This is a genomic window from Demequina sp. B12 (assembly GCF_028823635.1).
GTDB lineage: Bacteria > Actinomycetota > Actinomycetes > Actinomycetales > Demequinaceae > Demequina.
The window spans coordinates 311616-326456 of the sequence record NZ_JAPEHU010000003.1; the positions used below are offsets into that span (position 1 = coordinate 311616).

Sequence of the window (14841 nt, forward strand, 5' to 3'; positions counted from 1 at the left end):
CGACGAATCGTGCACGGTTATCCACAGAGTTTGCGCAGAATGCGGCATGAGGGGAACCGGTACGGCATCCTGGCCGTTGCACTCACACTGCACCGTTGTGACCAAAGGAGTTTTCATGCGTCAGGCCGCCATCTCTGCAGCGATTCTTGGCTCAGTTGCCCTGTCCGGGTGTTCTGGCGACGGATTTGGGGATGCAGTGGGAGAACTGGCACAAGACGCGGCGGAACAGGCCATCAACGAGGCCACCGGCGGTGAAGCCTCGATCAACCTGGGTGACGGCGCGTCGCTGCCTGCCAGCTGGCCGGAGGGTGTGCCCGCACCAGAGTTTGAGTTGCAGGCGGCTGCGGCCACGGGATCGGGCTGGACGGCAGCCGCCACAGCGCCGTCGCTCTCGGTTGATGACTACGTTGCTCAACTTGAAGACGCCGGGTTCACAACTGGCAGTGACGTCTCCGTTCAGGACGCCGCACGGTCAGAGAACCTCACCGACGGCAACTATTCGGTGACTGCATCCTGGGCTAAAGAGCCCGGTGGCGACTCTGGTCTCCTCACCGTGGTGGTGACGGAAGCGGGCGGCACGCAGTAGCGCCGCGCCTCTATTGGACAACCGACAAGGGCCGATGCTGCACTCACGTGAGTGCAGCATCGGCCCTTCGCTTGGGGGCAGGTGACTCAGCCCTTGCTCGTCGCGCGTCGCAGCAGGAGGTAGCCCACAATCGCGCTGACTGCGGTGACGGGCAAGGTCCAGGCCGCAATGGCGGTGGCAGATGTCGTGGAGAAGAACTCTCCGATCTGCGCCCACGCATCCAACTGACCCACGACCCACAGGCCGCCCACGATGAGCGCGGCGAGCGCGATGAAGAAGACGTAGAGTCCGTTGGCTCGCCACCGCACCCACACCGCGGACACGGCCGCGCCAACAAAGAAGAACAACAGCATCGCGGCGAAGAAGAGGAACCACACCACGTTGAGGCTTTCTTCGAGGGCACCAAAGGGCTGGAAGAACGCCCCGCCGATGCCCCAGCCGTCGGTGGCGCGTTCGAGCCATGCCAAGGCCGTGAGTCCGGTCGAGTACAGCACGGTCAACAGCACAAAGTACAAAGCGGAGCCCCAGAAGAAGTCGCGCCGCGTGACTGCGAATCCGAGCGCGAAGGGGAACGTCAGGCTCATGGCCTGGACGCCCACGACCATCATGAAGACCACGATCCACAGGATGCCGCCGTTGTATTGGAAGGCGTCCGCGTCAAGGTTCTCGACCCCGCCTGCGGCCTGGGCCACGATGTTCCACACGGCCAGGTTGAGACCAAAGATGACGAAGGTAATGAGCCAGGGCGCCACCAGCGTGGGGAACGGGTTCGCGACGTGAAGGCGCACCACGTTGAGTAGTCTCTGGGGCGTGGTCGCGTTGGGCGACCGGGTGGCGATGGCGTTCACGCGCTGACCTCCTCGGTTACGGCGCCGCCCGTGCGGCGCACAATCAGTTCCTGGAGCGAGACAGGGGTAGTTTCCAGACCGGCCGATGCTGCCTCTCGTTTGTCTTGCTCGCTCAGTCCCGTCAGGGTGACGGAAGCGATCGCCCCAATCGCGGTGCGGTCCAAGACCTCGCGGCCAGCGGCAAAGCGTTCCACATCCGAGGCTTTGCCGACGAGCGTGGTGGCGGTGGCGCGCAGGGAGTCCGCGTCTGCATCGATGACGAGCTCACCTTTGTCGATGACGAGGACGCGTTGGAGGAGCGGTGCCGCCTCATCGATGAGGTGCGTGGACAGCACGAAGGTCCGGGGGTGTTCCAGGTAGTCCTCGAGCAACAGGTCGTAGAAATGCTTGCGAGCGACGGCGTCAAGCCCTGCGTAGGGCTCGTCGAGGAACGTCAGTTCCGCACGGGAAGCGAGGGCAACGATCACTCCGACCGCACTACGTTGGCCGCGAGACATCTTCTTCATTTTGCGGTCCAGAGGCGCTTGGAACGTGTCGACGAGGCGCTGCGCCAATGCGTCGTTCCAGTGGGGGTAGAACCAGCGCGCTGCGCGCAACACATGCTTACCCCTGAAGTCGTCGGGGTACACCTGTGATTCCTTGATGAAGCAGGTGCGGCCCAGGACCGCTGCGTTCTCGACGGGGCTTTCCCCAAAGATCCGCACATGGCCTTCCGTGGCGAAATCTTGGCCCGTCATGACGTGCATGAGGGTGGTCTTTCCGGCGCCGTTGCGGCCCAGGAGGCCGTGAATCGCACCCTCGTCGAGGGTGAAGGTGACGTCATTGACGGCTGTCACCTTGCCGAATCTTTTGGTGAGACCTTGTGCCTCCACAATGGCGGTCATCGGTTCATCTCCTTGGTAATCATGTCGTGAAGTTGGGCTGAGGTGAGGCCCAACTCTTGGGCCCGGTGTGCAAGTGGACGAATGTGTGCGTCACGGAACTCAGCGCGACGGCTTTCCCGCAGGCGTTCGCGTGACCCTTCCGCGACGAACATGCCGATGCCGCGGCGCTTGTAGAGAGTTCCGGCGTCGACGAGCATGGTCACTCCTTTGAGGGCGGTGGCGGGATTGATGCGGTGGAATGCGGCCAGCGCGTTGATCGAGGGGATCTGCTCTTCCTCGAGCAACGTGCCGTCCAGGATCTGGCTCTCCAGGCTCTCTGCGATCTGGAGAAAGATGGGCCGTCCGTCGTCCACTGGTCGCCACCTCCTGAGGTTCATTGGTTAGTTACTTGTGCAACTAACCAACCATGTGCCAGACGCCATGTCAAGGCCGCACGCTCCCCCACGCCCTCACACCCCACATCGGCCCACCGCCACGCACCGGCTCCGCCCGACCGCCAAGCGTCACCCCAAGAGGTCGTAAAGTGGAGCCATGTCTGAGACGCCCCTTGTATGGATTGACTGCGAAATGACCGGCCTCGACGCCACTCGCGACGCACTCGTTGAAGTCGCCTGCCTGGTGACCGACGCGGAACTCAACGTGCTGGGAGACGGCGTCCAGGTGGTCATCAAACCGTCAGACGAAGCACTGGCCGGCATGAACGACTTTGTCACCAAGATGCACACGGACTCCGGCCTGCTGCCAGAACTCGCATCAGGCACCACCATGGAAGACGCCCAAGCCCAGGTGCTCGCGTACGTGAAGAAGCACGTGCCCTACAGCGGCAAAGCCCCCCTCGCAGGCAACACCGTGGGCATGGACCGCATCTTCTTGGACCGCGACATGCCAGACCTCATGTCCCACCTGCACTACCGCGTCGTCGACGTGAGCTCCCTGAAGGAACTCGTCCGCCGCTGGTACCCACGAGTGTTCTTCAACGCCCCACCCAAGACCGGTGGACACCGCGCACTCGGCGACATCCAAGACTCCATCACGGAACTGCGGTACTACCGCGAAACCGTCCTTGTCGACCTCCCCGGACCAGACTCCGACGAGGCCAAAGCAGCCGCAGAGAAGGTCGGAGCGGTCCATGAAGGTGGAGATCTCAACGCCTAAATCAGCCTGAGACGGGCGGGTGGTTTCACCCACGCCCTCAAGCAAGGTATGATTTTCGCTGGCCCTGGTTGCAGGGCCGATGGTGGCTATAGCTCAGGTGGTAGAGCATCGCGTTGTGGTCGCGAGGGTCGCGGGTTCAAGTCCCGTTAGCCACCCGCCTACACGAAGGCCCCGGGACACCCCGGGGCCTTCGTCGTTTCTCAGGTGGGTTTCAACTCGCCCTAGTTCAGGCGCACGCGGGTACCCTTATGCAGTTGGCTCCCGGGAGTGACCCGAGAGCCTGTGAATGTCAGCACCCGACGGCTCACGCCATAACGGAGGACCCGAATGCTCGCAGCGCTCACCGGAGCCGGACTTTCAGCAGCGGCCGGACTGAACGCCTTCATTCCCCTGCTCATCGTGGGACTCTTTGCGCGCTTCACCGACTTCATCGTGCTGCCCGAGCACCTGCTGTGGCTCGAGTCATGGCCCGTCATCATCGTGTCGCTCGCGCTGCTCTCACTCGAGTTGATCCTGGACAAAATCCCCGGTGTGGACCACATCAACGACCTGCTCCAGACCCTGGTGCGCCCCGTCGTTGGCGGTGTGATCTTCGCAGCGACGGCAGCCGCACAGGTCGTGGACCAGTCGAACTTCTGGCAGGAAAACCCCTTGGTCGCCGGCATCGTCGGCGCGCTCGTGTCCTTGGCCGTGCACCTCGGCAAGGCGAGTTCGCGGCCCGCGGTCAACGCCACCACCGGCGGCACGGGCGCCCCGCTCGCCTCATTCGCAGAGGACGCCATTGCCGTTGTGCTGTCCCTGGTCGCGATCTTTGTGCCCATCCTGGTCGTGGTGGTGTTCATCTTCATGGGCATCACCGTCTACCGAATCGTCACCACCGGACGCCGCCGTCGTCGCCACCGCGAAATGCTGCAGGCACAAGAACGCCTCGAACGCGAGGCCGAAGAAGCCGAAGGCGGCATGGTCGCCTGGTGGCGCTCCAAGTGGCGCGAGCCCAGCCTGTTGGGCAAGAGCCGCTCCGATAGCGTCTCGCCTCGTCACGCCCGCCGTACGTCACGGGGTTCCGCCGCATCGGGCTCCGCTTCGTCGCGGTCGGCCGCGAGCGCCGCAACGCCCGGATCCATCCCGCGCCCCCGCAGCATCCCCAGCACCCCGAGTGCACCAAGCACGCACACTCCGCCCTCGGCACCCTCAGCCCGTTAGGGCATTGGCTGCCTAGGCGAAATCAGCCAGGAAGTCCGCGACGAAGTCGTTGGCTGGCGCTTGGGTGACCTCCTCTGGGGTCCCCCACTGCTCAAGCACACCGCCGGTGGACAACACGGCAATGCGGTCCGCCATGAGCACCGCTTCACGCATGTCATGCGTCACCATCACCACGGTGAGGCCCAGGTCGCGTTGAAGCGTCATGAACTCCTGTTGCAAACGCCGCCGCCCCTGCGGATCCACGGCCCCAAAGGGCTCATCCATCAACATCACTGGCGGCTTCACCGCCAGAGCACGCGCCACGCCGATGCGCTGACGCTGGCCGCCAGACAACTCGTGCGGGTAGCGGCTTCCGTGGACGTCAGGGTCCAGGCCCACGAGCGTCAGTAGCTCCTCTACGCGGTCCCGGATCTGCGCCTGCGGCCACTTCATCAGCGACGGCACCGTCGCGACATTCGCGGCGACGGTCTTGTGGGGAAGCAAACCCACGTGTTGGATCACGTATCCGATAGACCTGCGCAACTCAACGGCCGGCACCTCCATGATGTCCTGGCCGTCCACCGTGATCACGCCCCCAGAGGGCTCCACCAGACGGTTCACCATGCGCAAGGTGGTGGACTTGCCACAACCGGACGGACCCACCAAACACAGGATCTCCCCCGGCACCGCGTCCAGGGTCAGATCGGCTACCGCGACAGTCCCGTCGGGGTACTCCTTGCGGACATGAGAGAACGTGATGCCGCCGTGATCCATCTGGCCACGGTAGCGCGCCGCGGCTCGCCTTGGACAGCCGCCGCACGGTAGCGTCAAGGGATGGACTCCGTGCCCAACCCGTGGTTTTCGTGGGATTACGTCTCCCGCAACTGGGACGAAGTCTCGGAACAGCTCCTCATCCACACCACGCTGACGCTGCAAGCCGTCCTCATCGCCACGGCCATCGCTCTTCCCTTGGCGGTCGTCGCACGCCGGGTGCGCTGGCTGACAGGACCCATCCTGGGGCTCACCGGAGTGCTGTACACGATCCCCTCGTTTGCGATGTTTGCTCTGCTCGCGCCGTTCACCGGCATCGGACGCACCACCGTGTTGATCGGACTCGTGGCCTACGCGCTACTAGTCCTTGTCCGCAACATCGTCGTTGGCCTGCAGGGCGTTGACCGCGATGTCGTGGACGCTGCGCGCGGCCAGGGCTACACCCCCGCACGGATGCTGTTTCAGGTGGAGTTGCCGTTGGCGTTGCCGTCCATCGTTGCGGGCCTGCGCATTGCGACCGTCACCACCGTCGCGCTCGTCACTGTGGGTGTCGTGGTGGGATACGGCGGCTTGGGGCAGCTGATGTTCCGGGGACTCCAGTCCGACTACCGGGCACAGATCATGACCGCGACCCTCCTGTGTTTAGCGCTCGCACTGGTCTTCGACGTGTTGCTGATGCTCGCGGGCCGAGCACTCACCCCGTGGACGCGCAGGAGGGCCGCATGAGCATTGTGAGCGACGCCTGGGACTACGTCACCACCGCAGAGAACTGGACCGGCCAGAACGGCCTCACCTCCCCCACGTTCGATGGCGGCTGGCGGTTCTCGCAAGACTCCATCCTCGCGCTGGGGCTGGAACACCTGTGGTTGTCCTTCGCCTCCGTGACCCTCGCCATCATGGTCGCTCTCCCGCTCGGCATCTTCCTGGGCCATGTCCGCAAGGGCGCCACCGCAACAGTGATCCTCTCCAACGTCAGCCGCGCCATGCCCACGCTTGCGCTGCTCACCCTCTTCGCCGCATCGGCCATTGGGGTGGGAAATCAGGCCGTGATTCTCGCGGCGGCGATCTTCGCCTTCCCGCCAATCCTGACGAACGCGTTCACCGGCATGGCAGGTGTCGACCCGGACATTCGCGACGCAGCGCTCGGTCAAGGTTTCACCCGCCGCCAGGTAGCGCTCAAGGTCGAGTTGCCTCTCGCCATCCCCCTCATTGCCGCCGGCCTCCGCACCGCCACCGTGCAAACCGTCGCCACCGTGCCACTTGCCGCGCTGGTGGCTGGAGGCGGACTCGGAGTGATCATCAACAGCGGGCTTGCCCTCCAGAACTACGGCCAGGTGCTCGCTGGCGCGGTCATCGTCGCAGTCCTGTCGCTCGTGATCGATGCCGTCATGGCTGCCATGCAACGCGCCGCCACCCCTGCACCGTTGCGGGAGGCGGTCGCCGCCTAGCTTTCCTGTGCGTATCCACGCCGGCCCGCCTAGCCTGGAGAAGAACACGGGAACAACCTGGGCACCTTCACGGTTGCCCACCACGACCGATCCCCACACGAGGAGCACTGATGCACACCCGTACGATCCCTCTGGCCGCAGTCGCGGCACTGTCACTCGTAGTCGCAGGATGTTCGTCGGACGGCGATGCCGACCCCGTCGACGACACCACCTCAGGCGCCTCCACCTCTGACGCGACTACCGATGCAGCCGCGGCGGAGTGCTTGCCCGTCCCCGGTGACCAACTCGTGGTCCTTGATGACGATCAGATGCTGCAAAACAGCGACAACATCATTCCGGCGCTCAACACTGAGTCCTCGACCGACCACATCCTCGAGGTGCTCACACTGGTGCAGGACGCACTCGACACCCCCACCTTGATCGAGCTCAACAAGGCCGTCGACATCGACCGTCAGACGTCCGGCGACGTTGCCGAGCAATGGGTGGCCGACGCCGGACTGACGATTCCTGAATCAGACGACGGCGGGTCGCTCACGATCGGTGCCGCAAACTTCTCCGAGAACATCACGCTCGCGGAGATCTACGCCGACGTCCTCGACGAAGCCGGCTACGACACCGAGGTGCGGGAGATCGGCAGCCGCGAAACCTACTTGCCGGCGCTGATCAACGGCGACATCGACATCGTCCCCGAATACGCCGCCACCTTCACGGAGTACCTCAACCTGGCGATCAACGGTGCCGATGCCGCACCGGTCGCGTCCGGAGACATCGCACAGACCGTCGCGGCGCTTGAACCTCTCGCTCAGGAGCAGGGCATTGCGATCGGCACGGCGGCCGATGCGCAGGATCAGAACGCCTTCGCCGTCACCACGGCGTTTGCTCAGGAGTATGAAGTGTCGACGTTGAGCGACCTCGCCGAGTCCTGCTCCGGCATTGTCCTGGGTGGACCTCCGGAGTGCCCCGAGCGCCCGTTCTGCCAGGTGGGCCTGGAAGACACCTATGGCATTGAGGTGAACCAGTTCCTGTCGCTGGATGCTGGTGGCCCCCTGACCAAGAACGCCATCACCAATGGCGACATTGCGGTGGGCCTGGTGTTCTCCTCGGACGGCGCACTCGCCCCCACCGAGTAACTGCCTGTGAAGCGGGCGGAAGGCCAGTCTCCGGTTGCTCGGTGGCTGGCCTTCCGCATGTCCGGAGCATGATGCGGAGTCCGTACGATGCTGGGGTGGAGTTCAACGACGCACCAGAAGTTCTCGCAGGCGGCAACATGGGCACGGTGACCCGGCACGGAGCCACGGTGGAGCGACCGGCAGGAGCGTGGACTCCCGCCGTTCACGGCCTGTTGCGACATCTGGAGCGCCAAGGGGTCGCGGGCGTCCCACGAGCGGTCGCGATGAGCGCGGACGGCACTCGGGAGACAGTGACGTTCGTGGAGGGCACCGTCCCCGACTGGCCGATTCCCGCCTATGTGTGGTCCCGGGCTTCGCTAGAGGGCGCGGCACAGTTGTTGCGGCAGCTTCACGATGCCACCACCGGCGCCGACTTCTCTGGACCCTGGCGCTCCGCAACGCGCTCCCCCGCTGAAGTGGTGTGCCACCACGACTTTGCGCCCTACAACCTGGTGTGGAACGACGGACTGCCTACAGGGGCCATCGACTGGGACTTCGCTGCGCCAGGGCCACGTCTGTGGGACGTGGCATACCTGGCGTACCGCTTGGTGCCGCTCACGAGCGAACAGGTCGGGGACGGATTCACTGTGGGTGAGCGTCGTACTCGTCTGCGCGAACTGATGGACGCCTATGGCTGCGAGGAAAGCGTCGATGCGCTCGTGACAGTGCTCGTCGCGCGGCTACGGGCGCTAGCGAACTTGTCGGAGCAGATGGCGACGGAGCTGGATAATCCTGAGTTGCGCAATCATGCAGCGCTCTACCGGGCCGATGCCGCGGTCCTGGAGGCCGGGAACATTCCGATGCCTGCGCCGTCGCATTGACTGTGAGCAGTCCCCTGACATGCAGAAAGGGCCTCTCCGAAGAGAGGCCCTTTCTGGGGTGGTACACCCCCTGGGACTTGAACCCAGAACCCACTGATTAAGAGTCAGTTGCTCTGCCAATTGAGCTAGAGGTGCTTAGCACCGTACGTCCGGTGCGAGAGACAACTTTAGCAGGAAGTTGGCGAACATAAAAATCCACTGCCGGACGCGGGACTACCTCAACTTCTTGACCTTCTCGTAGGTCGCCGCCAAGGCGATCATGACCGCTCCCACTGCAGCGAAAGCGAGCCATCGTGGCACCAGCCCGTCGCTGGCAGCGGCTTGAGTGAGGGCGAGGCCGACGGCAGTGATCGCCGCGGCGGCGATGGGGGCACGCCACGCCATGGCCACTCCCACGGCAGCCAAGACCGCAACCGCGAACGTCAGCCACAGCACCCGGCCCATGTGGACGGGGTCAACGACGAGCGCCACAAGCGACGGCCCCAAGACAAGCGCAAGGCCGGGCCACAACGCGTGCAGCGAGGGCGTGCTGGGGTTCTTGAGCAGATGAAGCACACCCATGGTGATCGCGATGGCAGCGGGGATGGCCGAGTATGCCTCGACCACGGTGACTCCCAGATCCGCAAAGATCCCGACTTCGCCTGCCACGAGCGCACTCAGCGCGAACCAGGTCGCGGCCCGCACGCCAGCCAGACGCAGTGCCCACCAGGCCGCGGCGGCCACCAGCAGAGTCACACCGGCACCCCAGAGACTCCCCGCTGAGGCCGGTGCTGCAACAGTCACACCAGCCACCACAGCAACTGCTGCAGAGGCACCGGGATCGACTCGTCTGAAGATGGGCGGGAGCACCAGCGCCGCTGCCACGGTCGCAGCGAGCACCGACGCCGCTTCCGAGGGCGCTCCCCCGGCAACAACCGCGAAGCCAGCGGCGATCGCCGATACCACAGCGCCGGCAGCAAGCAGTCCTGCCTTGCCCTGCCGGGCCGTCGTGAGCGCCACCGCGACCGCAAGTGAACCGGTCACCCCCAGAATGCTGGCCCACGCCACCAGGGAGTCAAAGGCCCAGATGCCACTCGCCAGGGCCAATGCGAGCCCCCACGCACGGGAATACGACGACGCCCCGCGCGAAACTCCTGCGGCGGCCGGCGCCATGCGCAGCATCGTGAGCACCACCAGTGACGTTGCCGCGGTGACCAGCACCACGATCCATGCCGCAGGCACTGGCAGCGCCACTGATGCGAGCAACACCGATGCCGAGGTCACAGCCGACCGAACTCCGGCACTGACGGGCACGCTCCACACGGTGAGGCCTGCGGCGAGCGCTCCCACCGCAATCCAGGCTGGCCCGGCAGGGGCCACCTGGATCACACGTTCGAGCCCAGCGACGCCCGCTGCGACAGCTACCGCCCCGGTCACGGCGTATCCCGGCGCTAGGCCGCACAAAAGTGGAAGCCGTAGCGCGGGAGTCACGGCCAGGCGAGCCCAGGAAAGGCAGGCAGTGGCGAGCGCGACGCTGACACCCACGGTCTCCACGGGTGCCCCCACTGCCCAGGCAATGGCGCCCACCAGCCCTGTCAGAAGAAAGGCGAGCGGACCGACCGTCACCCGGGAAACCCACATCGCTGCCACGGCCAGGGCCCCCATCGCCACCACCACGAGCGCGGCGGCCACGGGCCAGGCGGCATTGGCGTTCGCGGCGTCCCGCAATACGAGCACCGCGGAGCCCGTGATCAACACCGTTCCGGCAATCCACACTCCGCGCCGGGCCGCCGCGGTGCGCGCGACCGCCAACGCAGCCCACGACGCAATGCTGAGAGCAACAGCCGCCACCAGCACGATCTCCCGGGAATCGACGGGCACGCTCACAGCGATCGCACCCGCCAGCGGCACGACCGCCATGGCAAGAGTCACGGGATAGCCTGCCCGGCGCCGCAGCGCATCGGCCCACGGACGGATCGCTGCGGCACGGCCCACGACGAACTCGACGAGACCAGCCGTCGCGACCATAAGCGAGGCGAACACAAACGTCGAAGCCGGCCAATCGGCGACGGACGTGCTGAGGAACGAGTCGGGACTCACCACTCGTTCGACCGCGACACCCGCAAGCACCAACCCGCCGAATGCACTAGCAAGGACGGCCGGTGTGGCACCACTGGCGACGCTGACAAAAGTGGGCTTCCGGGTGGGAGCCGCGACTGCGAGCGCCACCAGCCCCACCACACCCCCTACAGTCAGCCCCGTAACCCAGGAGTCCAGCCAGTATCCGGTGACGGCGGCCGCTGTCGCAGAGCTGAGGAACACGAGGCAACCCGCAACGGTCGGCACGGATAGCCGCATGCCCAAGGCAAGCACCACCACTGCCGCACCTGCCACGAGCGCACCGGCAGCGACATCACCCATCACGACCGTGGAGACACCGGCGATTCCGCTGATCGTCGCTGTCGCCACGGCTCCGATGCCCAGCGTCCAACGCGCCGCCCGCAGACGCCACACCACCATCACGGCCACCATCAGGCCGGCCGCCACCAACGCGGCCAAGCACGCCACCATCGTCTCAACAGAGGGGGCCACTCCCCCGAGCCAACGCTCCCTCATCACGTCTGCAGCGGACACGCACGCAAGGACCACACCTAGGACGGTCAACGCCGCTCCGGAAGCACCCACGGGAGTACGGACACGCCGAGGAACCTTGGCGAGCACCACGCGCAGGCCTGCGGCAAAGAGTAGGAGCGCTACCCCGGTCCAGGGAGCATCGAATCCCCGCCCGGCAGTGGAGGGACTGGCCCCGAAGTCCAGCAGTCCGAACCCGACAATCCCGAGCGGAACGACGTACCACACGACAGCGCCCTGCATCAGTGCGCTGCTGGTCTGGGGAGACGCCACGGCGGCGATCACTGCGGTCGCGAGCACGCCACAGGCCAGAGCCATCACCGCCATCACGGCAGTGCTCGCCCCAGCGGCCACCCCCACAGCCCCGATCCACAACGGCAACACGAACCCCAGAGCGATCCATGGCATGCGAGCCCAATGCCGCCCCAGCCCCACCAAGGCAAGCAACGGGGCTGCCGCCGCGCCGACAGTCCACCAGGCGCTGCCGCTCGCGTCACTCACCACCGCTACCGAGGCGAGCACGCCAACGGCCGCAATGGTCACCGCGCTCACGCGGATCACGCGCCGAGTCCAACGCGTTGGCCACGTGTCATGAGTGGGACCGATGACCAGGGCCGCCGCCGCAGCGGTGAAGGACGCAGCCGCGAAGCCTTCGATGAACTCGGCTCGAGCGGCCGCTACCGCCCACAGGCCCGCCACACCCAAGGACAGGGCTGACACTTCTGCGACCCACGGGACCGACAGGCGGCGCAGCACGGCAGCACACAGGCAGGCGACCACGAGGGCGACAGCCCCCGTGAAGGCGCCCAAGGCATCGGCTGCACGTTCAATGGCCACCACGCCGACTGCGGGGAACGCCATCGCGACCACCCCTACCGCTCCTGCCGTGATGGGCAGGCCGATGCGGGTGAGCCATACCGCCAGCGCGGCAATTCCGGCCGCCAGGGCGACGATCGTGGCCACCTGTACGACGGTCCCGAGCGTCCCCCAACTCACCGCCACGAACACGATCGCGGAGGCGATCAACAAGGCCGCACCGCCGATGCCCAACAGCGCGGGAGGTGTCAGGCGCCTCAGCACCGTCAGCTCTGATGGCGGAGCGGCGACGCCCACGGCATCGCCGGCCGGCGCGGGTGCCTGCGCTGACACCCGAGCCGCGTCCGCAGACACAGCGGGCGCTGCGGGTGCCGCCGGTCCCGCGGGTGCCGCCGGCCCTGTGGGCGCTGCGGGCACCGCCATGGCCGCCTCCACTGCCGTGCGGGCGGTGCTGCGGTACGTCAGCCACTGTTCGCGACGGGCGTGCGCGTCCGCGATGTGCGCATCGCATTGGGCGATGGCGGCATCGGCGTTCTCCAGTGCCGCGTACTCACTGCTGTGGCGGTCGACGTTGCAATGTCCACACCAGCGAGCCGCTCCCGGTTGTGCTCCACAAAAAGCACAGATGACCATGACTCCCCCTACCTGGCCGCCCTTGCAGCGTCCCTGTGCGGCGACGCTACCAGCGACAACCCGGCCGCATCAGACCCATGTGGACAACGCGATAGCGTGGAGCCATGAGCGATAACCGTCTTGCAGTGGGCGACACCGCCCCCGACTTCACTGCCACCACGGACAACGGCACCTTCACGCTGTCACAGCAGCGTGGCAAGCACGTGATCCTGTACTTCTACCCCGCCGCCATGACCCCCGGCTGCACCACCGAGGCATGCGACTTCCGTGACTCCTTGGACGCGCTGCAGGCCGCAGGGTATGAGGTGGTGGGAGTTTCGAAGGACACCCCGGAGAAGCTGGCACAGTTCCGCGACAAGGAATCCCTCACCTTCACGCTCGCGTCCGACGAAGACAAGTCGATCCAAGAAACCTACGGCGCGTGGGGCGAGAAGAAGAACTACGGCAAAGTTGTCCAGGGATCGATCCGCTCCACCATCGTCATCGACCCCGACGGCAAGGTTGAACTTGCCCTGTACAACGTCAAGGCCACCGGCCACGTGGCACGCGTACGCCGCGAACTCGGCATCTAAACCACCCCAGATACGCGGCCGCTGGTCGCAGCACCCCGGTGCGCCGCGTATTCTGGATGCCGCGCGCGAGTGGCGAAATTGGCAGACGCGCTGGATTTAGGTTCCAGTGTCTTAGGACGTGGGGGTTCAAGTCCCCCCTCGCGCACGTACGGCCCCTGGGCCCCGAGAGGGACATGGGTATCACTTGAGCAGTGACACGTGATACCCATGTCCCTCTCGTCTTTTCCCAGCACAAAGCCCCGGGTACTCGTCCGTCAACGAGTACCCGGGGCTTTGTGGTGAGACTGGGTTTTAGCCCTGCTGCTCTGCGAGCTTGGCGCGGACCTCATCCATGTCGAGGTCGGCGACAGCATCAACAACCTGCTGCAGCGACGGTGCGGGCAGTGCGCCTGCCTGCTGGAAAACCATGATTCCGTCACGGAATGCCATGAGGGTCGGAATGGAAGTCACGCCGAACTGCTGGCCCAGTACGGGCTGGTCCTCAGTGTCGACCTTGGCGTGCACCACCTCAGGGTTGGCTTCCGACGAGGCGTCGAACACGGGCGAGAAACGCTTGCACGGTCCGCACCATTCAGCCCAGAAGTCAACGAGGACAATGCCGTCCTTGGTGACGGTCTCTTCAAAAGTCTCAGTTGTCAGATCCACAGTTGCCATGGTGGGGATTCCTTCCTTTTTGCTTCCCCGGATGTCACCCCTAACGACGCAAGCGGGGCAGGTATTCCGCGCCCACCCTGCCAGAGCTCGGCGCGCGTTGCTACTTACTCACATGAGAGGGGTGACAATGGGTGTCATGACGGACATGGCGGAGCTGCCCCCCGAACCTTCTGGCTGGTTGAGCGATCGCGAACTCCAGCACGTACGCCGCGAACTTCCGCTGCTGTACGTCAACGTGGTTCCGGTGCGTTTGGACGCATCGGGCCAGGTAGCGGAGATTGGTTTGCTGTTGCGGGCGGACGATGACGCGATTCACCGCGCGTTGATCGCGGGCCGTGTGCTCTACCACGAGCGAATCCGCGACGCCCTGATCCGGCACATCGAAAAGGACCTGGGCGGTGTGGCGCTGCCGCGAATCCCTGCGTCGCCAACGCCGTTTACGGTTGCTGAGTACTTCCCCACCGCGGGCGTGACGCCGTTCCACGACTCGCGCCAGCACGCGGTGGCATTGGCGTATGTGGTGCCCGTTGATGGCGACTGCGAGCCGCGTCAAAACGCGCTCGACATTGTGTGGATCACGCCGGAAGAGGCTGCGAGCGAAGAAGTGCTGCGGGATATGACCGGTGGGCAGGACACCTTGCTGCGCCAGGCGCTCGCGTTCTGCGGCGTCCTGCCCTAGGCACCGTTGCCAC

Annotated in this window: 15 protein-coding genes and 3 tRNA genes; 11 read left to right on the plus strand and 7 right to left on the minus strand. The window is 65.5% G+C overall.

The genetic code is table 11. The features are described 5' to 3' along the window. Positions 1-115 precede the first annotated feature (115 nt). A complete protein-coding gene (locus ON058_RS08935) occupies positions 116-586 on the plus strand; it encodes a hypothetical protein (RefSeq protein WP_274668698.1) in 471 nt (156 codons plus the stop codon). Positions 587-672: 86 nt separating this feature from the next. Here the strand turns inward: ON058_RS08935 and ON058_RS08940 are convergent, their stop codons facing one another. The 3 genes from ON058_RS08940 to ON058_RS08950 are packed head-to-tail and all read right to left on the minus strand — an operon-like array spanning position 673 to position 2671. Then, positions 673-1434: an ABC transporter permease gene (locus tag ON058_RS08940; RefSeq protein ID WP_274668699.1), complete on the minus strand. Its 762-nt coding sequence runs from the start codon at positions 1432-1434 to the stop codon at positions 673-675. Next, positions 1431-2318 (minus strand): ABC transporter ATP-binding protein, encoded by an 888-nt coding sequence (locus tag ON058_RS08945; protein WP_274668700.1) that lies wholly within the window; start codon positions 2316-2318, stop codon positions 1431-1433. The genes ON058_RS08940 and ON058_RS08945 overlap by 4 nt, the downstream gene beginning before the upstream one ends. Beyond that, positions 2315-2671: a GntR family transcriptional regulator gene (locus tag ON058_RS08950; RefSeq protein WP_274668701.1), complete on the minus strand. Its 357-nt coding sequence runs from the start codon at positions 2669-2671 to the stop codon at positions 2315-2317. Before ON058_RS08950 ends, ON058_RS08945 begins: the two co-directional genes overlap by 4 nt. Positions 2672-2849: 178 nt before the next feature. Here ON058_RS08950 and orn point away from each other — a divergent pair, with 178 nt between their 5' ends. The 3 genes from orn to ON058_RS08965 all read left to right on the plus strand — a co-directional run bounded on the left by orn (position 2850) and on the right by ON058_RS08965 (position 4676). After that, positions 2850-3473 carry an oligoribonuclease gene (gene orn, locus ON058_RS08955; protein WP_274668702.1) on the plus strand — a complete coding sequence of 208 codons (624 nt, stop codon included), beginning with the start codon at positions 2850-2852 and terminating at the stop codon, positions 3471-3473. An 82-nt stretch (positions 3474-3555) separates the two neighbouring features. Next, positions 3556-3628, plus strand: a tRNA-His gene (locus ON058_RS08960). 172 nt (positions 3629-3800) lie between these two features. Further along, positions 3801-4676, plus strand: coding sequence for a DUF4126 domain-containing protein (locus ON058_RS08965; RefSeq protein WP_274668703.1), 876 nt, complete (start codon positions 3801-3803; stop codon positions 4674-4676). Positions 4677-4688: 12 nt separating this feature from the next. Here ON058_RS08965 and ON058_RS08970 read toward each other — a convergent pair whose 3' ends face one another. Continuing rightward, positions 4689-5429: an ATP-binding cassette domain-containing protein gene (locus ON058_RS08970; RefSeq protein WP_342453033.1), complete on the minus strand. Its 741-nt coding sequence runs from the start codon at positions 5427-5429 to the stop codon at positions 4689-4691. Between the two features lie 60 nt (positions 5430-5489). Here ON058_RS08970 and ON058_RS08975 point away from each other — a divergent pair, with 60 nt between their 5' ends. The 4 genes from ON058_RS08975 to ON058_RS08990 all read left to right on the plus strand — a co-directional run bounded on the left by ON058_RS08975 (position 5490) and on the right by ON058_RS08990 (position 8864). Next, entirely contained in the window at positions 5490-6152 is a 663-nt protein-coding gene (locus ON058_RS08975) for an ABC transporter permease (protein ID WP_274668704.1), read from the plus strand. Next, entirely contained in the window at positions 6149-6874 is a 726-nt protein-coding gene (locus ON058_RS08980; RefSeq protein ID WP_274668705.1) for an ABC transporter permease, read from the plus strand. The genes ON058_RS08975 and ON058_RS08980 overlap by 4 nt, the downstream gene beginning before the upstream one ends. 110 nt (positions 6875-6984) lie before the next feature. Continuing rightward, entirely contained in the window at positions 6985-8004 is a 1020-nt protein-coding gene (locus ON058_RS08985) for a glycine betaine ABC transporter substrate-binding protein (protein ID WP_274668706.1), read from the plus strand. A 95-nt stretch (positions 8005-8099) separates the two neighbouring features. Beyond that, on the plus strand, positions 8100-8864 hold the full coding sequence (locus tag ON058_RS08990; protein ID WP_274668707.1) for a phosphotransferase enzyme family protein: 765 nt from the start codon (positions 8100-8102) through the stop codon (positions 8862-8864). A gap of 59 nt (positions 8865-8923) precedes the next feature. On the opposite strand, the gene ON058_RS08995 is transcribed toward ON058_RS08990, so the two are convergent. Beyond that, positions 8924-8999: transfer RNA gene (locus tag ON058_RS08995), tRNA-Lys, on the minus strand. A gap of 78 nt (positions 9000-9077) precedes the next feature. After that, entirely contained in the window at positions 9078-12923 is a 3846-nt protein-coding gene (locus ON058_RS09000) for an SCO7613 C-terminal domain-containing membrane protein (RefSeq protein WP_274668708.1), read from the minus strand. Between the two features lie 104 nt (positions 12924-13027). On the opposite strand from ON058_RS09000, the gene bcp reads away from it, so the two are divergent. Then, positions 13028-13495, plus strand: coding sequence for a thioredoxin-dependent thiol peroxidase (bcp, locus tag ON058_RS09005; protein ID WP_274668709.1), 468 nt, complete (start codon positions 13028-13030; stop codon positions 13493-13495). Positions 13496-13558: 63 nt separating this feature from the next. Beyond that, positions 13559-13640 (plus strand) — tRNA-Leu (locus tag ON058_RS09010). A 146-nt stretch (positions 13641-13786) separates the two neighbouring features. On the opposite strand, the gene trxA is transcribed toward ON058_RS09010, so the two are convergent. Continuing rightward, entirely contained in the window at positions 13787-14149 is a 363-nt protein-coding gene (gene trxA / locus ON058_RS09015) for a thioredoxin (RefSeq protein WP_274668710.1), read from the minus strand. A 136-nt stretch (positions 14150-14285) separates the two neighbouring features. Between trxA and ON058_RS09020 the strand changes: the two genes are divergently transcribed. Next, positions 14286-14828: an NUDIX hydrolase family protein gene (locus ON058_RS09020; RefSeq protein ID WP_274668711.1), complete on the plus strand. Its 543-nt coding sequence runs from the start codon at positions 14286-14288 to the stop codon at positions 14826-14828. Positions 14829-14841: the final 13 nt, after the last annotated feature.

Coding starts and splice junctions, on each gene's coding strand:
- orn (WP_274668702.1), top strand. CDS start 2,850: ATGTCTGAGACGCCCCTTGTATGGATTGACTGCGAAATGACCGGCCTC.
- ON058_RS09000 (WP_274668708.1), bottom strand. CDS start 12,923: ATGGTCATCTGTGCTTTTTGTGGAGCACAACCGGGAGCGGCTCGCTGG.
- ON058_RS08935 (WP_274668698.1), top strand. CDS start 116: ATGCGTCAGGCCGCCATCTCTGCAGCGATTCTTGGCTCAGTTGCCCTG.
- ON058_RS09020 (WP_274668711.1), top strand. CDS start 14,286: ATGACGGACATGGCGGAGCTGCCCCCCGAACCTTCTGGCTGGTTGAGC.
- ON058_RS08975 (WP_274668704.1), top strand. CDS start 5,490: ATGGACTCCGTGCCCAACCCGTGGTTTTCGTGGGATTACGTCTCCCGC.
- ON058_RS08980 (WP_274668705.1), top strand. CDS start 6,149: ATGAGCATTGTGAGCGACGCCTGGGACTACGTCACCACCGCAGAGAAC.
- ON058_RS08970 (WP_342453033.1), bottom strand. CDS start 5,429: ATGGATCACGGCGGCATCACGTTCTCTCATGTCCGCAAGGAGTACCCC.
- ON058_RS08965 (WP_274668703.1), top strand. CDS start 3,801: ATGCTCGCAGCGCTCACCGGAGCCGGACTTTCAGCAGCGGCCGGACTG.
- ON058_RS08945 (WP_274668700.1), bottom strand. CDS start 2,318: ATGACCGCCATTGTGGAGGCACAAGGTCTCACCAAAAGATTCGGCAAG.
- ON058_RS08985 (WP_274668706.1), top strand. CDS start 6,985: ATGCACACCCGTACGATCCCTCTGGCCGCAGTCGCGGCACTGTCACTC.
- trxA (WP_274668710.1), bottom strand. CDS start 14,149: ATGGCAACTGTGGATCTGACAACTGAGACTTTTGAAGAGACCGTCACC.
- bcp (WP_274668709.1), top strand. CDS start 13,028: ATGAGCGATAACCGTCTTGCAGTGGGCGACACCGCCCCCGACTTCACT.